Origin of the sequence: Maritimibacter sp. (genome assembly GCF_016774595.1) — a bacterium.
Lineage (GTDB): Bacteria > Pseudomonadota > Alphaproteobacteria > Rhodobacterales > Rhodobacteraceae > Maritimibacter > Maritimibacter alkaliphilus.
This window is the reverse complement of sequence record NZ_JACBWT010000002.1, coordinates 1,574,727-1,594,073: the sequence shown is the minus strand read 5'-3', so window position 1 is coordinate 1,594,073 and position 19,347 is coordinate 1,574,727. Positions and strand designations below refer to the sequence as shown.

At 63.9% G+C, this 19,347-nt stretch carries 17 protein-coding genes; 7 read left to right on the top strand and 10 right to left on the bottom strand.

What is annotated here, in order from left to right; all coding sequences use genetic code 11:
- Positions 1-47 precede the first annotated feature (47 nt).
- The 7 genes from HOY44_RS19005 to guaB all read right to left on the bottom strand — a co-directional run bounded on the left by HOY44_RS19005 (position 48) and on the right by guaB (position 10,253).
- Entirely contained in the window at positions 48-317 is a 270-nt protein-coding gene (locus HOY44_RS19005; RefSeq protein ID WP_138423220.1) for a hypothetical protein, read from the bottom strand.
- A gap of 334 nt (positions 318-651) precedes the next feature.
- Entirely contained in the window at positions 652-939 is a 288-nt protein-coding gene (locus HOY44_RS19000) for a DUF1330 domain-containing protein (RefSeq protein ID WP_287436918.1), read from the bottom strand.
- Between the two features lies 1 nt (position 940).
- Positions 941-3,589, bottom strand: coding sequence for an alanine--tRNA ligase (gene alaS, locus HOY44_RS18995; RefSeq protein ID WP_287436916.1), 2,649 nt, complete (start codon positions 3,587-3,589; stop codon positions 941-943).
- 170 nt (positions 3,590-3,759) lie between these two features.
- Positions 3,760-4,836, bottom strand: a complete 1,077-nt coding sequence (gene recA, locus HOY44_RS18990) for a recombinase RecA (protein ID WP_040884382.1) — start codon at positions 4,834-4,836, stop codon at positions 3,760-3,762.
- Positions 4,837-5,043: 207 nt separating this feature from the next.
- Positions 5,044-7,446: a hybrid sensor histidine kinase/response regulator gene (locus HOY44_RS18985; RefSeq protein WP_287436913.1), complete on the bottom strand. Its 2,403-nt coding sequence runs from the start codon at positions 7,444-7,446 to the stop codon at positions 5,044-5,046.
- Between the two features lie 135 nt (positions 7,447-7,581).
- The gene (locus HOY44_RS18980; protein WP_287436911.1) at positions 7,582-8,754 is read right to left on the bottom strand and encodes an RsmB/NOP family class I SAM-dependent RNA methyltransferase; all 1,173 of its coding nucleotides are present in this window, start codon (positions 8,752-8,754) and stop codon (positions 7,582-7,584) included.
- Between the two features lie 44 nt (positions 8,755-8,798).
- Entirely contained in the window at positions 8,799-10,253 is a 1,455-nt protein-coding gene (gene guaB, locus HOY44_RS18975) for an IMP dehydrogenase (RefSeq protein ID WP_287436909.1), read from the bottom strand.
- A gap of 191 nt (positions 10,254-10,444) precedes the next feature.
- Here guaB and HOY44_RS18970 point away from each other — a divergent pair, with 191 nt between their 5' ends.
- On the top strand, positions 10,445-11,278 hold the full coding sequence (locus HOY44_RS18970; RefSeq protein WP_287436907.1) for an isocitrate lyase/PEP mutase family protein: 834 nt from the start codon (positions 10,445-10,447) through the stop codon (positions 11,276-11,278).
- Here HOY44_RS18970 and HOY44_RS18965 read toward each other — a convergent pair.
- The gene (locus tag HOY44_RS18965) at positions 11,257-12,423 is read right to left on the bottom strand and encodes an FAD-dependent monooxygenase (RefSeq protein ID WP_287436905.1); all 1,167 of its coding nucleotides are present in this window, start codon (positions 12,421-12,423) and stop codon (positions 11,257-11,259) included. The two genes, HOY44_RS18970 and HOY44_RS18965, sit on opposite strands and share 22 nt — an antisense overlap.
- A gap of 77 nt (positions 12,424-12,500) precedes the next feature.
- Positions 12,501-12,923 carry an RNA polymerase-binding protein DksA gene (dksA, locus tag HOY44_RS18960; protein WP_008328890.1) on the bottom strand — a complete coding sequence of 141 codons (423 nt, stop codon included), beginning with the start codon at positions 12,921-12,923 and terminating at the stop codon, positions 12,501-12,503.
- A gap of 376 nt (positions 12,924-13,299) precedes the next feature.
- Between dksA and HOY44_RS18955 the strand changes: the two genes are divergently transcribed.
- The 5 genes from HOY44_RS18955 to HOY44_RS18935 all read left to right on the top strand — a co-directional run bounded on the left by HOY44_RS18955 (position 13,300) and on the right by HOY44_RS18935 (position 17,777).
- Positions 13,300-14,142 carry an AAA family ATPase gene (locus HOY44_RS18955; RefSeq protein ID WP_138423228.1) on the top strand — a complete coding sequence of 281 codons (843 nt, stop codon included), beginning with the start codon at positions 13,300-13,302 and terminating at the stop codon, positions 14,140-14,142.
- A gap of 376 nt (positions 14,143-14,518) precedes the next feature.
- On the top strand, positions 14,519-14,980 hold the full coding sequence (locus HOY44_RS18950; protein ID WP_008328892.1) for a GNAT family N-acetyltransferase: 462 nt from the start codon (positions 14,519-14,521) through the stop codon (positions 14,978-14,980).
- The gene (locus HOY44_RS18945; RefSeq protein ID WP_235889027.1) at positions 14,977-16,377 is read left to right on the top strand and encodes a DUF2927 domain-containing protein; all 1,401 of its coding nucleotides are present in this window, start codon (positions 14,977-14,979) and stop codon (positions 16,375-16,377) included. Before HOY44_RS18950 ends, HOY44_RS18945 begins: the two co-directional genes overlap by 4 nt.
- Before the next feature lie 34 nt (positions 16,378-16,411).
- Positions 16,412-16,576, top strand: a complete 165-nt coding sequence (locus HOY44_RS18940; RefSeq protein WP_008328894.1) for a hypothetical protein — start codon at positions 16,412-16,414, stop codon at positions 16,574-16,576.
- A gap of 16 nt (positions 16,577-16,592) precedes the next feature.
- The gene (locus HOY44_RS18935; RefSeq protein WP_287436901.1) at positions 16,593-17,777 is read left to right on the top strand and encodes a vWA domain-containing protein; all 1,185 of its coding nucleotides are present in this window, start codon (positions 16,593-16,595) and stop codon (positions 17,775-17,777) included.
- Positions 17,778-17,790: 13 nt separating this feature from the next.
- Here the strand turns inward: HOY44_RS18935 and HOY44_RS18930 are convergent, their stop codons facing one another.
- Positions 17,791-18,510, bottom strand: a complete 720-nt coding sequence (locus HOY44_RS18930) for an FkbM family methyltransferase (RefSeq protein ID WP_287436899.1) — start codon at positions 18,508-18,510, stop codon at positions 17,791-17,793.
- A gap of 147 nt (positions 18,511-18,657) precedes the next feature.
- Here HOY44_RS18930 and HOY44_RS18925 point away from each other — a divergent pair, with 147 nt between their 5' ends.
- Positions 18,658-19,341, top strand: a complete 684-nt coding sequence (locus HOY44_RS18925) for a M48 family metallopeptidase (RefSeq protein ID WP_287436897.1) — start codon at positions 18,658-18,660, stop codon at positions 19,339-19,341.
- The last annotated feature ends 6 nt before the right edge of the window (positions 19,342-19,347 follow it).

The following is a 19,347-nucleotide window of genomic DNA, read 5'->3' as shown; positions in this document are numbered from 1 at the left end:
CGCCCCCCACGCCCAAAGGCTTGCCATGGCAGCTTGGACTTAAGCCCTTACTTGCACTTCGCCGCTTTGGCGACGTAGTGGCCGGGGGCCGTCATGGTCTTGATCTCTTTGTAGACGGCCGGGTAATGCACCTTGACCATCTGACCTTTCTTGTTGTGCTCCCACTCGGTGTGAGCCGCCATGATCAGCTTCTTCGAGTAGGCGTACGAGGCCGGTACCCAGACTTTGTCATAGCAAGCCACAACGTGACCTTCCCAGGCAAAAGCCGGGGCAGCGAAGGCCGAAGCGAGCACAGCGCCAGCAATCAGTTTTTTCATTGATCGATCTCCCAAATGAATTGTTGGTAAATGAACCTTAACTAAGTTTTTCACAGTTGCGCGACAGGAATTCTCGTTTCCCCCCCGTTAAACCCCCGATATTCCTTGGTTTTAGGTAAAATCCCCCAAATCCGGCTGAATCGGTTCAGTTTTGGCACCAATCCTGTGGCATGTTCGAAACATGCTAGGTTTCCCCTTTGGAAACAGCGTGATGAGAGCCGGCGTCGCGTTTCCGGGCCGGAAACAATGCCACAATTTTGCCGAATCACCGGGTCGGCTGGAAAAGGCCCAGTCGCCGGGTTTCGGGTCTGTTTGGCGGTTTCTTGCCGGGGAGTTACTCGGTCGTCTCGATGATGACCAGATCGCGCTCCGACGCGCCACGCGCGTGGTCGAGCGCGGCCTGATACTCGGGTGAGTTATAGCAGGCCTCGGCATCCTCGACGGTCGGGAATTTCGCGACCACGTTGCGCGGGCGATCCGTCCCTTCGAGCTGCACATAGCGCCCGCCGCGCGCAATGAAAGCACCGCCATGCTTGGCGATGGCCGGGCCCGCAAGCTCGGCATATTTTCCATAGGCTTCGGCGTCGGTGACCGTGACGTGAGCGATCCAGAGTGCGGGCATCTTATCCTCCAATTACCGATTTGGCCGCGGCGATCGCGGCATCTGCGTTGGCGGCATCCTTGCCACCGCCTTGCGCCATGTCCGGGCGGCCACCGCCGCCCTTGCCGCCAAGTTCGGCCACCGCCGCACGCACGAGGTCGACGGCCGATACCGTATCGGTCAGGTCGGGCGTCACACCGGCGGCCACGGCCGCCTTGCCGTCGACATCCGCGATCAGCAGAACGGCACCAGAGCCGAGCCGCGCCTTGTGCTCGTCGATCAAGGGCGGCAGGTCGCGCCCGGATACGCCCGTCAGAGACTGGGCGAAGAACGCAACGCCGTTCACTTGTTCCGCGTCCGGCCCGGCACCTGCACCACCGGACATGGCGAGTTCCCGTCGCAGCTGGTCGACCTGCCCGGCCAGTGTCCTGCGTTCGTCCAGAAGGGCCTGAAGGCGCGACAGCACGTCCTGCTCGGACACCTTCAAAAGCCCCTCGACCTCGGACATGAGCATTTCGCGACGGCGCAATTCCCCCATCGCCGCCTCGCCTGTCAGCGCCTCGATCCGGCGCACCCCGGCCGAGGAGGCGGATTCAGCCGTCAGAACGAATGCGCCGATGTCGCCCGTGCGTTTCACATGGGTGCCGCCGCACAATTCGATGGAATAGGTTTCCTTGTCGACGCCCTTGCCGGTCGCCGCGCGGCCCATGGACACGACGCGCACCTCGTCCCCGTATTTCTCGCCGAAGAGCGCCTGCGCGCCAAGCGCACGGGCATCGTCGGGGGCCATGATACGGGTTTCGACCGGCGTGTTCTGCCGGACGTAGGCGTTCACATCGCGTTCGACCCGCCCGATCTCATCCGCCGTCAGCGCCTTGTTGTGGCTGAAGTCGAACCGCAGACGGTCGGGCGCGTTGAGCGAGCCGCGCTGCGCCACGTGATCGCCAAGCGCCTCGCGCAGCGCCTCGTGCAACAGGTGCGTGGCGGAGTGGTTGGCGCGAATGGCCGAACGGCGGTCATGCTCGACCGTCAGTTCCGCGCCCTGCCCGCGTTCGATCGACCCCTCGACCACCTCGGCGAAATGGATAAAGACGCCCGCCACCTTCTTGGTGTCGGTGACACGCGCCTTGCCGGTCTCAGTCGTGATGGTGCCGGTATCGCCGACCTGACCCCCGGCTTCCGCGTAGAACGGCGTCTGGTTCACGACGATCTGAACGCTGCCGGTATCGACCTTGTCGGTCTTGTCGCCGTCCGCGACAAGGGCGACGATCTGGCCCTCGGCCTTTTCGGTGTCGTAGCCAAGGAACTCGGTCGTGCCTTTTTCTTCGGCGATGTCGTACCAGACGGTCGCGTCCGCCGCTTCGCCGGACCCCGACCATGCGGCGCGCGCCTTGGCCTTTTGTTCGGCCATCGCGGCGTCGAAGCCTTCGGTGTCCACCAGCCGGTCCTTTTCGCGCAACGCATCCTGCGTAAGGTCGAGCGGGAACCCGAAGGTGTCGTAAAGCTTGAACGCCGCTTCGCCGGGAAGCGCCGCGCCTTCGGGCAGCTTGGCCAGTTCCTCGTCCAGCAGTTTCAGGCCGCGATCCAGCGTCGCCTGGAACCGGGTTTCCTCGGTCAGCAGGGTTTCCTCGATCATCGACTGGGCCTGTCCGAGTTCCGGGTAGGCCTGACCCATCTGCCGCACGAGTTCCGGGACAAGACGGTGCATCACCGGGTCTTTGGCCCCCAGCAGATGCGCATGGCGCATGGCGCGGCGCATGATCCGGCGCAGCACGTAACCGCGCCCTTCGTTCGAGGGCATCACTCCGTCGGCCATCAGGAACGAGGTCGAGCGCAAGTGATCCGCGATCACGCGGTGGTGCACGTTGTGGTCACCATAGGGATCGACGCCGGTGGCATGGGCCGAGGCCTCGATCAGCGCCTTGAACAGGTCGGTGTCATAGTTGTCGTGGCTGCCTTGCAAAAGCGCCCCGATCCGCTCCAGCCCCATGCCGGTGTCGATCGACTGCATGTCCAGTTCGCGCATCGAGCCGTCTTCGAACTGCTCGTTCTGCATGAACACGACGTTCCAGATCTCGATGAACCGGTCCCCGTCCTCTTCGGGCGAACCCGGAGGGCCGCCCCAGATGTGGTCGCCGTGGTCATAGAAAATCTCGGTGCAGGGGCCGCAGGGGCCGGTCGGGCCCATCTGCCAGAAGTTGTCCGAGGTGGCGATGCGGATGATCCGCTCTTCCGGCACGCCGACCTTTTTCCAGATCTCGAAGGCTTCGTCGTCGGTGTGATACACCGTCGTATAAAGCTTGTCTGTCGGGATGCCGAACTCACGCGTGATGAGCTCCCACGCGAAGGGAATCGCCTCTTTCTTGAAATAATCGCCGAACGAGAAGTTGCCGAGCATTTCGAAGAAGGTGTGGTGGCGGGCGGTGTAACCGACATTGTCGAGGTCGTTGTGCTTGCCCCCGGCGCGCACGCATTTCTGCGAAGTGGTCGCGCGGGTGTAATCGCGGTGCTCGACCCCGGTGAACAGGTTCTTGAACTGCACCATGCCGGAGTTCGTGAACATCAGCGTCGGATCGTTGCGCGGGACGAGCGGCGAACTGTCGACGACCGTGTGGCCGTTCTTTTCGAAATAGCTGAGGAAAGTGGAGCGGATATCGTTCAGGCTGGCCATGGCGCGGGTCCGGGCATTCTTGGTTTCGGTCCGCCCGGTTTATCGGGGGTCACGACCACTGTCCACCACGACGAAAAAGGACAGGCCGAGGCCTGCCCTTTCCCAAGTATTCTCCGCGCCGGTTTCACCCGTCACGTGGGCCTTTTCCGGAGTTGGCCGTCTCCGACCGATCAGTCCTCGACCACGTCCGCGTCGTCGAAGTCGGCGCCGCCCATATCGAAGTCGAGGCCATGCGCCGCGCGGATCTTGTCCTCGATCTCAAGTGCGATGGAGGGGTTTTCCTTGAGGAAGGTCTTGGAGTTCTCACGCCCCTGCCCGATCCGCTCGTCGCCGTAGCTGAACCAGGCGCCCGATTTCTCGACCACGCCCGCCTTGACGCCGAGGTCCAGAAGCTCGCCGGTCTTCGAGATGCCTTCGCCATACATGATGTCGAATTCGACCTGCTTGAACGGCGGGGCCACCTTGTTTTTCACCACTTTCACGCGGGTCGCGTTACCGACGACTTCGTCCCGGTCCTTGATCGCGCCGATGCGGCGGATGTCGAGACGGACGGACGAGTAGAATTTAAGCGCGTTACCGCCCGTGGTGGTTTCGGGCGAGCCGAACATGACGCCGATTTTCATCCGGATCTGGTTGATGAAGATGACCATGCAGTTCGAACGCGCGATGGAGCCGGTGAGTTTGCGCATCGCCTGAGACATAAGGCGCGCCTGCACACCGACGGACGAGTCGCCCATGTCGCCTTCAAGCTCCGATTTCGGCGTCAGGGCCGCGACCGAGTCGACGACGACCATATTCACCGCGCCCGAGCGCACCAGCGTATCGACGATTTCCAGCGCCTGTTCACCCGTGTCGGGCTGCGAAATCAGGAGTTCGTCAAGGTCGACCCCCAGCCGCTTGGCATATTGCGGGTCGAGCGCATGTTCCGCGTCGACGAAGGCGCAGACCCCGCCCTTTTTCTGTTCCTCGGCCACGCAATGCAGCGTCAGCGTCGTCTTGCCCGAACTTTCCGGGCCATAGATCTCGATGATCCGGCCCTTGGGCAGCCCGCCGATCCCCAGCGCGATGTCGAGACCGAGCGAGCCGGTCGATGTCGAAGCAATCTCGGCCACCGGGTTGTCGGCGCCGAGCTTCATGATCGAGCCTTTGCCGAATTGGCGTTCAATCTGCGCCAGTGCGCTGTCGAGCGCCTTCTGCTTCTCGCTGTCGCGTTTCATATCAAGGTCCAGGAGGTTTGCGGTTGCCATGTTTTCCATCCTTATTCCATACCCGGAGCCGGGCAGCAATTGTTGCTCTTGTTCGCCTCTTGTTCTGGTTTTCTACATGAAGAACAAAAGAGAACATTTCAAGAAAATTCTATGGATTCACCTTGCGCCAAGCTTGGTTAACAAACCTTTAGCGCGGGCAGGATCGGAGTGGATTTCTGGAAAGTCGCTTTATTTCAGACGCTTGGCCTAGTGGATCTGGGCCGCGACCGTGGCGGTCAGTTCCGAAAGCGAAAACGGCTTGGGCAGGAAAACCGAGTTCGGGATGCGCTTTTGGTGTTCGGACACCGATTCCTCGGCATAGCCCGACACGAAAACGACCTTGACCCCGGGCCGGTCCTCGAGAGCCTTGGCCACCCAGGTCGGCCCGTCCATGCCGGGCATGATGACATCCGTGACCACCACGTCGATTTTGAGCGTCGGGTCTTCGAGCAGGGCGAGCGCGGATTCGGCGCTGTCGGCTTCGAGCACCGTGTATCCGCGCAGCGCCAACGCACGGGAGGCGAAGGCGCGCACCGGCGCCTCGTCCTCGACCAACAGCACATTGCCCGATTTGCGTTCGAGGTTCGGATCATGCGTCGGTTTCGGCACCGACACCTTCTCGGCATCCTCCAGCGTCGCCGGCGCAGGCGCGCGCTTGTCCTCGATCATCCGAGCGGCGGCTTCGCGAAGGACCGCATCCGTGCGCTCCTTCTCGGCCACCATGGTCGGAGACAGCATGTGGTCGGCGGGCGGTTCGTAGACAGGGAAATACAGGCTGAACGTGGTGCCCGACCCTTCGACCGAATCCACGAAGATGAACCCGCCGGACTGTTTCACGATGCCATAGGCCATCGAGAGGCCAAGTCCGGTGCCCTTGCCCGCGCCTTTGGTGGTGTAAAACGGCTCGAAAATCTTGGCGATCCTCGAGGGCGGAATGCCGTGCCCAGCGTCGATCACGCGGATGGTGACGTAATCCCCGCGCGGCACCCGAACACGGTCGCGTTCCAGCGCACGGTCCAGATACACGTTATGCACCTCGAGACGGATGGTGCCGCCACCGGGCATCGCGTCGCGCGCATTGACCACAAGGTTCATCACGACCTGTTCCAACTGGCGTTTGTCGGCGCGCACCGGGCGGATGTCCTGATCGTGGAGGTAGTCGAGCGTGATGGTTTCCCCCACCAGACGCCCCAAGAGATGCACGAGATCGGCCATGCCGTCGGCAAGGTCGATGACGTCCGGGCGCAGGGTCTGCTTGCGCGAAAACGCCAGAAGCTGACCGACAAGCGCGGCGGCCCGGTTCGAGTTCTGCGATATCTGTTTGAGGTCGGGGAAATCCTCGTCATCCGGGTTGTCATGACGCAGAAGCAGCAGGTCGCAATGCCCGGAGATCGCCGTCAGCAGGTTGTTGAAATCATGCGCGACCCCACCGGCCAACTGTCCGATCGCCTGCATCTTCTGGCTTTGCACGAACTGCGTTTCGAGCGTTTTCAACTCGGTCGCATCGCTCATGACGACGACAAGCGCATCGCCTTCGTCGTCACGCACCTTTTCCAGCGAGATTTGCAGGAAGGTCTCGTCCTCGCCCTCGCTCGTGCGCAGGGTTTCGGTCCGGCCCAGATTGCGGCCCACCCAAGCCTCGGACAACCAGTCCGACACGGGCCGCCCCAACCCTTCCACAAGGTCCGAGAACAGACGCCCCACAACCTCATCGACGCCCAGCAGCTTGCGTGCGCGTGCGTTCGCCATCGAAACGCGTCCGTTCGGTGCCAGACGCAGGAGCGGCACGGGCAGGCTTTCGACCACGCCCCAGTCAGCGGCTTCGAGCATCGGGGATTTGGGTTCGGGCAGCAGATAGATCTCCCGCCGTCCCGCCGAGCGTTCGACCTCGGCCACCAGCACCGGCATGACGCCGCGCGCGCCGTGGATCACGTGGGTTTCGCCGGGCCTGAGCGGGAGGTCCGAGAACACCCGGTCGAGCGTGGATTCGCGCCCGCCCAGAAGGCGCCGCAACGCTTCGTTCATGGAAAGTATCGCGCCGGATCGCGAGGCAGTCATCATCGGCAGGCCGATATCGTCACCGGACTGGCCCGTCGGGCGCATCGCCCCGACCTCCTCGATCCGCCACAGGAAGGTTTCCGAGCCGACGCGATGCACCGACACGTTGACCTGCCCGCCCCGGATCGCCACGCCTTCGCGCGCCGCCCCCAGCGCCAATGCACGGTTTTGCAGGCGGTAGAGCAATGTCGCGGGCTGGAGCCAGAGATCGCCCAGCACCTCGGTCAACGTCTGACCCTCGCGCGCCTCGAACGCCGTGCGGGCAGCCGCGTTGGCGAACCGGATCGCGCCGTCGGGGTCGGTCATCAGCGTGGGCGCCGAATCCTCGGCCACGAGCGCCTCGGTCAGGCTTCTCAGACTTTCGGCCGCGCGGTCGTGCCAGAACTTCAGACCGAATGTCAGAAGCGCGACGGACAGGAGCGTGAGGCCGATCAGGAACAGAAGCAGCGCGGCGACCGGAGGCACGACGAACCACGAACCACCCAACGCGACGAGCGCCACAAGCACCACCGCCCACAGGCGCGGCGCCAACCCAAGCGCCGCCCGGGTCATCGGGCCAGGTGTAAGGACAACGTGGGACAAGACCCTACCAAGCGTTGATTCGACTGCGCCTCAGTCAACCTAGTCAGCGTTAACGTCAGCTTAATCGAGAAACGACATTCAATCTAGGGTTGCTATTCGCGTAAGTTAGCGCGTGCCGGGCGAAGTTTCGAGGATCGCAACGAAGAACCCATCGCCCCCGTCGAGCGGTGTGAAACGGCGCGATGCGGTCAGGGTCCACTCAGGGCGTCGCGCGACGAAAGCCTTGATCTGGCTCATGTTTTCTTCGCCGAACAGAGAACAGGTGGCATAGGCGATCCGCCCTCCGGGGCGCACGCGGTCGGCGATTTCGTCGAGGATCGTGGCCTGCATCCGGCACAGTGCGTCAAGCCCGTCCCGCGTCAGGGACCATTTGCCCTGTGGCGCGCGACGCCAGCTCCCGGACCCGGAACACGGCGCGTCGGCGAAAACCAGATCGAAGCCATCGCCGGCCTGACCCGGTGCGGAGATGTCGATGTCGACCCCGGCGCGGCGGGCACGCTCCGGCAGATCGCGCATCCGCCCTGCGTCGATGTCATGAGCGGTCACGGCAGCGCCCTGTGCCGCGAGGGCAAGCGCCTTGCCGCCGCCCCCGGCGCAGTAGTCCAGCACCCTCATACCGGGCGTCACGTCGAGCAGATCGACCACCGCCTGACTGGCTGCGTCCTGAAGTTCGACAAGCCCATCCTGATAGGCGCGGCTGGTGTGAACGCGCCGCGCGCCGGAGGTGACCTCGAGCGCCGTATCGGACAGGGCGTGCTCGGTCGTGCCGATCCCTTCATCGGCAAGTGCGGCTTGCGCGCCCGCACGGCTGACCTTGGCCGTGTTCACGCGCAGAAACACCGGCGCGCGGTGGCGCAGCGTCTGCGCGACCGCCTCGCAGTCCGCACCAAGGCTGTCCTGTATCAACGGCAGCACCCAGTCCGGCAGGTCGAGCCTTACGGTAGGCGGGGCATCCCCCAGATCGGGCACCGTGCGTTCTTCATCGGTAAGGGGTGTCGGCGCGAAACGGTCGCCCGTGAAAAGCTCATCCGGGTCGGCCCCTGCGGCGCGCAGCCCACCAAGCACCAGTCCGCGCCCGGTTTCACCGCCGCCCAAAGCGGCGAAGGACCGTCGGCAACGCACCGCATTATAGACGATATCGCGGATCGCGGCCCGGTCCTTGGACCCCGCATAGCGGTTGGCGCGCCCCCAGCGTGTGAGCACCTGTTCCGGCGCGGCACCTGCCAGCCAGTCGTCCAGAATCTCGATCACGGCCGCGAGGCGGGCAGCGGGCGTCATGCCTCACCCATTACGTGAATATCGACCGCCAAGCCCTTCAAATCTCAGCCGATCCTGTAGTTCGGACTTTCGCGCGTGATCTGCACGTCATGGACATGGCTTTCCTTGAGCCCGGCGCCGGTGATCTTGACGAATTGGCAGTTCGTGCGCATCTCCTCGACCGTCGCGTTGCCGGTATAGCCCATCGCCGCGCGCAGGCCGCCGACGAGCTGGTGGACGACCGCATTCGCGGACCCCTTGTATGGCACCTGACCCTCGATCCCTTCGGGGACCAGCTTGTCGCTCGCCGCGTCCTTTTGGAAATACCGATCCGCCGAACCGCGCGCCATGGCGCCCAGCGACCCCATGCCGCGATAGCTTTTGAACGAGCGCCCTTGATACAGGATCACCTCGCCCGGGCTTTCGTCCGTGCCCGCGATCATGCTGCCGACCATCGCGCAGGACGCGCCCGCCGCGATCGCCTTGGCGAAATCGCCCGAGAACTTGATGCCGCCATCCGCGATCACCGGGACGCCTGACTTGGCCGCCTCGCGCGCGCTTTCCATGACCGCTGTCAATTGCGGCACGCCGACGCCCGCGACCATGCGGGTCGTGCAGATCGAGCCGGGGCCGATCCCCACCTTCACCGCATCTGCGCCCGCGTTGATCAACGCGCGTGTCGCCTCGGCGGTCGCGACGTTGCCAGCGATGATCTGAACCTCGTTGGACAGTTTCTTGGCCCGGTCGACCGCTTCGAGCACCCCGCGCGAATGGCCGTGCGCGGTGTCGATCACCACGATGTCGGCACCCGCGTCGACCAGGGCCTCGGTCCGTTCGAACCCGCTGTCGCCCACGCTGGTCGCGGCTGCGACCCGCAGGCGACCCAGATCGTCCTTGCAGGCGGTCGGGTTCAGCACGGCCTGTTCGGTGTCGCGCAGGGTCAGAAGCCCGGTGAGCTTGCCGGTCTTGTCCGTGACCAGCAGCTTTTCGATCCGGCGCGACTTCATCAGGCTGATCGCCTCGTCCCGGTCGGCGGGCTCCTGTAGGATCGCAAGATCGTCGCCCGTCATCATCACGCGCACGGGCGTGTCGTCATGCTGGGCGAAGCGCATGTCGCGGTTGGTCACGATCCCGACGACGCGGCGGTTTTCGTCCACCACCGGGAAGCCCGTGAACCCGTATCGCTCGGTCAGCGCCTTGGCATCGGCCAGCGTCTGATCCGGCGTCAGGGTGACGGGGTTGTAGACGATCCCGCTTTCGAACCGCTTGACCCGCCGCACCTCGCGCGCCTGTTCCTCGACCGACAGGTTCTTGTGGATCACGCCGATCCCGCCCGCCTGCGCCATGCAGATCGCCATGCGGCTTTCGGTGACCGTGTCCATCGCCGAGGACAGAAGCGGTATGTTGAGCTTGATCGACTTGGTGACCCAAGTGGTCGTGTCCGCCGTGGACGGCAGCACCGTGCTTTCGGCTGGAACCAGCAAAACATCGTCGAAGGTAAGCGCCTCGCGAATCTCCATGAGCGGTCTCCTTTGGAGGGATCGTTTGGCACTTCCCTATTTCACGGGCCGGGAAGAATGGAAAGGGGTCCGGGGGCGAAAATCCACAGCACTCATGCAGGTCTTTCGATTCGGGCCGAACCGTCACGATTGCCGTTTGCCTGCGGGCCGCTTGTGGATAGGATTCACGGCAGGACGAGGGAGGATCAGCCATGCGACGCGACATCGGAGCCGAATTCCGTGCCCTTCACAGGCCGGGCGATCCGTTCATTCTGGCGAATGCCTGGGATGCGGGGAGCGCGAAACTGCTGGCCGGACTGGGGGCCGAGGCCATCGCGACCTCATCCTCGGCCCATGCCTTCACGCTCGGACGCCCCGACATGGGGCGCATCTCGCGGGAAGAGGCGCTGGGGCATGCCGAAACGCTAGTGCGCGCGGTCACCGTCCCGGTCTCGGGCGATTTCGAGAACGGCTTCGTCCATGACCCCGAGGATATTTTCGACACCGTGCTTCTGGCCTATGAGGCGGGGCTGGCGGGCATTTCCATCGAAGACGCGATGTTGCCGTCCCCCACGCCCTACGACCGCGACATGGCGGTCGCGCGCATCAAGGCGGCAGTCGAAGCGGCCCGCGCCCTGCCCCGCGACTTCGTTCTGGTGGCGCGGGCGGATGGCGTGATGAACGGCCAATACGATCTGGACGAGGCCATCGCGCGGGTGCGGGCCTATGAGGCCGTGGGCGCGGATTGCGTCTATGTCCCCCATCCGGGCGACCTTGCCGCGCAAAAGCGGGTCTGCGACGCGGTGTCGGTGCCCGTGAACGCCTTGGCCGCCGGACCCTTCGCGGGGGTCACGCGTGCGCAGTTCGCCGAGATCGGGGTGGCGCGCATTTCCATCGGGGGCGCGCTGGCACGGGTGACGCAGGCCGCGATCCTGAACGCCGGTCGCGCCATGTTCGGGCGCGGCGACTTCTCGCCCCTCACCGCGGCGGCGAGCGGGGCCGAGGTCGACGCGCTGTTGTCGGGTCAGGCCGTCGTCACGTCGTAGTCGTAGATCCAGTCGTAGCGTTTGAGCACGCTGTCCGGCGACAGGTTACCGGCAAAGCGCAGCGCATTGTGGCCCAAGAACCGCAGGACCGGGTTGGCGTAGTGGTAATTGCGGGCATTGCCATTCGCCGCTTCGATCACGTTCTCGGCCCGGTGGCGTCTGCGGGCCTGATAGAGCGCCGGACCTTCGTCCAGCCCCGCAACCGCGAGGCTATCGGCAAGCACCCAGGCATCCTCGAGCGCCATGACCGCGCCCTGCGCCATGAACGGCAACGTCGGGTGCGCGGCATCGCCCAGAATGACCGCAGGCCCCTTGTGCCACTGGTTCGCGACCGGATGACGGAACAGCCCCCAGATGTTCACCGTCTCGGCCCGGGCGAGCAGCGCACCCGGCACGTCGGCGAACATAGCAAAGGCCCGGCGCAGGTTGTCGGGGTCATCCGGGTGGTGCCAGCCCTCGTCGGCCCAGCCATCCCGCTCCTCAACCGCCACGATGTTTATGAGAGAGCCGTCGCGCAGCGGATAGGTGACCATGTGGCGGCCCGGCCCCATGAACACGCGGGCCTCCATGGGTTCATCGCCCGTTGCAGGCACCAGCGCGCGCCACGCGACCTGCCCGGTGAAAAACGGTTCACGCTTGCCGGTCAGGACCGGACGCAGGACCGAATGCAACCCGTCGGCTCCGATCACGAAGGGCAGATCCCGGTCCACACCGTTCACCGTCAGCGTCACGTCGTCATGGCCGATGGTCGCCGCCGTCACCGCCTTCCCCGTCTCGACGACGACGCCCAGCCCGGTCGCGCGGGTCAGAAGGATGTCGATCAGGTCTGCGCGGTGCACGAGGCGGAAATCCTGATCGGGTCGCAGACGCTCCAGATCCATACGGATGACGCTGCGCCCGGTCAGGCCGTCGAGCAGATGAACGGCTTTCGACCGGGGGCAGCGCGCGCGCACCTCGTCCCCGACCCCGAGCGCGTCCAGCACCGACAGGCCATTGGGGCTGACCTGAATGCCCGCCCCGACCTCGCGCACCGCGTCGGCCTGTTCCAGAACCGTCACCCGCGCCCCGCGCATGGCCAGCGCACAGGCGGCGGCAAGCCCGCCGATCCCCGCACCGACGATGCAGATGTCCTGACCGATCAACATGGATGCCCCATCAAAAAGAAAGGCACCGGGGCGCATCCGCCGCGGTGCCGGTCAAATCTCATCCCCTGCGCCGACGATCAGTCGTCGCGATGAACCCGCTCGCGCCGTTCGTGACGCTCCTGCGCTTCGAGGCTCAGGGTCGCGATCGGACGGGCGTCGAGGCGCTTCAGCGAGATCGGCTCGCCGGTCTCTTCGCAGTAGCCGTATTCGCCCTCGTCGATGCGGCGCAACGCGCTGTCGATCTTGGCGACAAGCTTGCGCTGGCGGTCGCGGGTGCGCAGTTCAAGCGCCCTGTCCGTCTCTTCCGAGGCGCGGTCCGCGATGTCGGGAATGTTGCGGGTGCTGTCTTGCAGGCCTTCGATGGTGTGCTTGCTGTCGCCCAGCAATTCGGCTTTCCATTTCAACAGTTTGACGCGGAAGTATTCCAGCTGCCGGTCATTCATGAAAGGTTCGTCTTCGGCCGGCGTGTAGTTGTCCGGCAGGAAGCTTTCCACCTTCATCCCACTCTCCTCTTCAACCCCGGATGCCCCGTTAACTTGGTTACTTTTTACCATTCGGTGCTCTCCTGTGGGGTCGTGTATCCCAGCCCTCCGGGGATGTCACTACACAAACCGTTCGCCATGTTCACGTTTTGGGCGATGGTGCCGACCAAGCTGCACATTTCGCAGTCTTGCACACCCAAATCCTCGTGCAAGTTTTTGAAAGATAACCATATCTCTGGCGCTCAAATAGGTGAAGGCCACCTGATTCTGCAACCTCTAATTCGCGTTTTGCATTAACGCGCGCCGCCCGCCCGTGCCGCCACGTTTCCGCGCGCCCCACTTGCATGTCAGCCTTGCTGCCGTTTACTTCGTGCCAACCAGCCGGGAGTGAATGATGCGATTTGAGAGCACCGAAACCTATGTCGCGACCGACGACCTTGCCATCGCCGTGAACGCGGCGGTCACGCTCGAACGCCCCCTGCTCGTCAAGGGCGAGCCGGGCACGGGCAAGACCGAACTCGCCAAGCAGGTGGCCGAAAGCCTTGGCCTCAGGATGATCGAGTGGAACATCAAATCGACCACCCGCGCGCAACAGGGCCTTTACGAATACGACGCGGTCAGCCGCCTGCGCGACAGCCAGTTGGGCGATGAGCGGGTTCATGACGTCTCGAACTACATCCGGAAGGGCAAGCTCTGGCAGGCCTTCGAGGCGGACGAAAAGGTCGTTCTGCTGATCGACGAGGTGGACAAGGCCGACATCGAGTTTCCGAACGACCTGTTGCAGGAGCTCGATAAGATGGAGTTCCACGTCTACGAAACCGGCGAGACGATCCGCGCCAAGCACCGCCCCGTCGTCATCATCACCTCGAACAACGAAAAAGAGCTGCCCGACGCCTTCCTGCGCCGCTGCTTCTTCCACTACATCAAATTCCCGGACGTCGAGACGATGCGCAAGATCGTCGAGGTCCACCATCCGGGCATCAAGGAGGCGCTGCTGACCACCGCGCTGACGCAGTTCTACGAAATCCGCGAACAGCAGGGTCTGAAGAAGAAACCGTCGACCAGCGAAGTGCTCGACTGGCTGAAACTGCTTCTGGCCGAGGATATGGACCCCGAAGACCTGAAACGCGATGGCTCGACCGCCCTGCCCAAGCTGCACGGGGCGCTCCTGAAGAACGAACAGGACGTGCATCTGTTCGAACGTCTCGCCTTCCTCGCACGTCGCGAACGCGGCTGACGCAGACCCTGAGAAGGCGACAGGCCCGCGCCCCGGCGTGGGCCTTTTTCATGCGCGCCTGCCCGAAACAAACCGCAGTTCGCCCGCGCATTGTCCCGGCCTTGCCCAAAATCGGAACCAGTTGAGCGGCTGACTGTTGGGCATGAGTATGATTCGAGTCGCCACGCCCTCGCCGCCGCAATTCCGCCACATTCCGCAGCGCGGCATTGTGCTGTCCGGCGATACGCCCACCACATCTTGCGAGGCGATTGTTGCCCGACACGGGACAATCCATTTTCTGCCCCAATTCGGCCACTTTCCGCTTGGGGAATCCGGGTGGGGTGACCTAACCATTGAACCTGCCTGGGGGGGCAAGGAACGGTGTGCCTGTAGCGTGTTGGGAGACACTACACAGATCTCCGTCCGTGCACTGACGCGTGCGGACGAGCCCCAGTGGCGTCGCCTCTGGACAGAGTATCTGCGGTTCTATGAGAGCGCGGTCGACGAGGAGGTGTACCTGACCACCTTCGAGCGGCTCCTCTCGGGGAACGAACCGCAGCATTGCTTTGTCGCCGAGGCGAACGGCGAAGCTGTGGGTCTCGTCCATTTCCTCTATCACCGCCACAACTGGCGGATCGAGGACGTCTGTTACCTGCAAGACCTGTATGCCGATCCCGAGGTCCGTGGCCTCGGCGTGGGGCGTGCGCTGATCGAAGCGGTCTATGAGGCCGCCGACCGGAACGGCACGCCCGTGGTCTATTGGAACACGCAGGAGTTCAACACGACGGCACGACGCCTTTATGACCGGATCGCCGAGAAGACACCGTTCATCAAGTACCAACGGGGGATACGCACATGAACGGGCACAGATGGATCGTGGGGGCGGTCACCGGGGCGGCTCTGGTTCTGGCAGGTTGCACAGGTGCACTGCAAACGCCAGCGTCGGAGTTCGCCCGAGAAGTCACGGCGCGGCAGTTGAACCTGCCCACGGAACTGCCACCGATGAAGGCGTTCAATTCGGGACCGACGCTTGCCGTCGCCCGCTCGAACGGCGAGGTCGCGTCGGACTTTCTCGATCTGTCGTTCCAGCTTGAATCGGGCCGCGCCCTGCCCGTCATGTCGCGCTTCGAAGGTCCGGTGACGGTCAAGGTCTCCGGGCGCAAGGCCTCGGTCCTCGACAGCGAACTGGACCAGCTCATCGGGCGCCTGCGCACCGAGGCGGGTATCGACATCTCGCGTTACACGGGTCAGGGCACGCCCTCGATCACGCTCGAGGTCATTCCGAAGCGTCAGCTTCAGGCGCTCGTACCCGGTGCGGCCTGTTTCGTGGCCCCGAACGTCTCCGGCTGGCGCGACTACAAGACCAACCGCCGCTCGCCGCGCACGGACTGGACCAAGTTGCAGGTGCGCACGCAGATGTCGGTATTCATCCCCGGCGACGTGGCCCCGCAGGAAATGCGCGATTGCCTGCACGAGGAAGTGGCGCAATCGCTGGGCCCGGTGAACGACCTCTACCGCCTCGCCGACAGCGTGTTCAACGACGACAACTTTCATACCGTCCTGACCGGCTTCGACATGCTGATCCTGCGGGCCTACTATTCGCCCGAACTCAGCTCCGGCATGACCCGCGAACAGGTGGCGGCGCGCCTGCCCGGCCTGCTCGCGCGGCTCAACCCGTCGGGCGGCATGGGGTATCCGGTCGCCACCTCGCCGACCCCGCGGTCGTGGAAAGCCGCGATCGAAACCGCACTCAGCGCCAATGAAAGCGGCACCCAGCGTCGCAAGGCCGCCGGTCAGGCCGTGGACCTCGCCCGCGCCTATGGCTGGAACGACACGCGCCTCGCCTTCTCGCTTTTCGCGCTCGGGCGTCTCAATCTGGGCATCAACTCCGACGTGGCACTGGCGGCCTTCCGCGAGGCCGAAGCGATCTATGGCGCCCTGCCCGGCACCCGGCTTCAGGCCGCGCATATGGGCGTGCAGCTTGCCGCCCATGCCCTGTCGCTCGGCAATGCCGACACCGCGATCCGCATCGTCGACAACCATATGCCCGCCGTGCGTTCGGCCCAGAACGCGGCGCTTCTATCCACGCTCCTGATGATCAAGGCCGAAGGGCTCGAGATTCTGGGGCGCGACGCTGAGGCGCATCTGGTGCGTCTCGACAGCCTCGGCTGGGCACGATATGGCTTCGGTTCCGACGCCGAGGTGGGACAGCGGCTGCTTGAAATCGCCGCGATCTCGCCCATCAAACGAGGCTGACCCTCCGGGGCAGCGACTTGCCCCGGGAGGCCACATGATCGTTTTCGCATTCGCCGTGTTCGGCGCGCTTCTCGGCGCTTATCAGGCCCGCAAACGCGGGGGTCAGCGGCTCGACCTTGCGCAATACGGCGCGGCCTATGGCATGGCTTTTGCAATTCTCGGCCTGTTTGTTACGGTCTTCCTCAGCCGAGGCCTGTAACAGGAGCACGCCGCCCGTGTTCATTCCCTTCTTCGAAACGCTCCGGAACAACAAGGTTCCCGTATCGCTGCGTGAATACCTGACCTTTTTGGAAGGGATGCGCGCGGGGCTTGCGACCTATGATATCGAGGCGTTCTATTACCTCGCGCGCGCCTCGATGGTGAAGGACGAGCGCAATCTCGACAAGTTCGACCGCGCCTTCGCGCAGGCCTTCGAAGGGCTTGAGGCGATCAGTTTCGATCAGGTGATGGAGGCGGTGGACATCCCGTCCGACTGGTTGACCAAGATGGCCGAGAAGCACCTGAGCGACGAGGAACGCGCCGAGATCGAAGCTTTAGGTGGCTTCGACAAGCTCATGGAAACGCTCAAGAAACGGCTGGAAGAGCAAAAGGAACGGCATCAGGGCGGATCGAAATGGGTCGGCACGGCCGGCACCTCGCCCTTCGGCGCCTATGGCTACAATCCCGAAGGCGTCCGCATCGGGCAGAAGGAAAGCCGCCATCAACGCGCGGTCAAGGTCTGGGACAAGCGGGAATTCAAGAACCTCGACGACTCGGTCGAGCTTGGCACCCGCAACATCAAGGTCGCGCTCAAACGCTTGCGCAACTGGGCGCGCGACGGGGCGCATGAGGAACTGGACCTCGACGGCACGATCCGTTCGACCGCCGAGCATGGCTATCTCGACGTCAAGGTCCGGCCCGAACGGCGCAACGCGGTCAAGGTTCTGCTGTTTCTCGACGTGGGCGGCAGCATGGACCCGCATATCAAGGTGGTGGAAGAGCTGTTCTCGGCGGCACGGACCGAGTTCAAGCACCTCGAATATTACTACTTCCACAACTGCCTTTACGAAGGCGTCTGGCGCGACAACCGCCGGCGCTGGACCGAACAGACCCCGACTTGGGACGTGCTTCATACCTACGGGTCGGACTACAAGTGCATCTTCGTCGGTGACGCTTCGATGTCGCCCTACGAGGTCGCGATGCCGGGCGGTGCCAACGAGCACTGGAACCCCGAGGCCGGATCGGTCTGGCTGCAACGCGCGCGCGAACAGTGGCCCGATCACCTGTGGATCAACCCGCTTCAGGAACGCTATTGGCCCTATACCCAATCGGTCGAGATGATCCGCGAGATCTTCGAGGATCGCATGGTGCCGATGACGCTTGAAGGGATCGACCGGGGGATGCGCGAACTGGTGCGCTGATCCGTCTGCCCGGTCAGATGTGGCGGATCAGGTCGAACCACTTCGAATTGTCCCAGGCGCCGCTGATCGGCTTTTCCGCCCCGTCGGGTGCAAAGGCCGGGTTGATGAAAAACACGTCCACCTGACACAGCCGGTTGTCGTAATAGCACAGATCGATGATGTCGAAGAGCGCGAGGCCAGCATCCACAAGGTGCTGACACCGCGCGAAAAAACTTTCGACATGCGCCTCCATCACGACGCCGGAGCATTGGCTCAGGATCGGGGCCGCGCCTTTCAGGATCATCTCTTCCGCCCCGTCCACGTCGATCTTGAGCAGGAAAGGCCCGGCGAGGTTCCGATCCTCGACCAGCGTCGCCAGTGTGACGGTTTCGACCGCACGCAGCGTTTGCCCCGGCGCATCCGCGTCGTTGAGACGCGCATGTGTGATCGTGCTGGCGTCCGATGTGGTCGAGAGCGCGATCTGCGCCGTTCCGTCGCTGTCCGAGGCCGCGCGGGCATCGAGCAGAAAATCAACGCCCCGCGCGGTGTAGGTGCGCCTGATGCTGTCATGGTATTCGACGATCGGCTCGCACAGGATGTGGCGGCGGTCGCCCAGCGTGTCGATCAGTTCCGGCGTGCCATACTGCACGCCCACGTCGATCACGGTTTCCACCGGAAACCCGGCGGCAAGAAACTTGGCGATGGAATCGCGCTTACCCGGAGTGCGTGGCAAGATGCGTGAAATATCGTCCATAAGGGACTCCCGTTCTGGTGTCCCCTCATCTCCACGTGTCACCCACAATCCCAAGTTGAATGGATTCTTCGTGAGCGGTCAAGTTTGTGAACGCCGCGACGCGCATACGCACTGGCGCGAGGACGGCGCAAACTCCATATTCCTGACATGCTGAAGTTCACGCCCATCCTGATCGCGCTCCTTTACGGGTTCGTCCTGTGGTGGTTCTCGGCATGGCGTCTGCGGCATGAACTGGACGCGAAATCGACCGAGCTCGCCGATCCCAAGCTGCGCGCGCTGACCGACCGGATGGCGCAGGCGCTCGACCTGCCGCGCATCCGCGTGAACATCTACGAGATCGAGCCTGTCAATGGCCTCGCCTCGCCCGATGGGCGCATCTTCATCACGCGCGGGTTTTATGACCAGTATCGGCAAGGCAAGGTTTCCGCCGAAGAACTGGCGAGCGTCATCGCGCATGAACTGGGCCACGTGGCGCTGGGTCACGCGCGACGGCGGATGATCGACTTTTCCGGGCAGAACGCGCTGCGCACAGCGCTTATCATGCTGCTGGGGCGGTTCATTCCCGGTCTGGGGCCGATGATCGCGGGCGCGCTGTCGTCGATGGTCATGGCGCGCCTGTCGCGCGGCGACGAATACGAGGCCGACGCATATGCCACCGCCCTGCTCATGAAATCCGGAATCGGCACCGCCGCCCAGAAGTCGCTTTTCGAGAAACTCGAAGACCTGACCAAGAGCCGGGGCAACAGTCAGCCCGCGTGGCTTCTGAGCCACCCGAAAACGCACCAGCGCATTGCCGCCATCGAAGCGAACGAGGCCAAATGGGCGCGGTGACGCGCC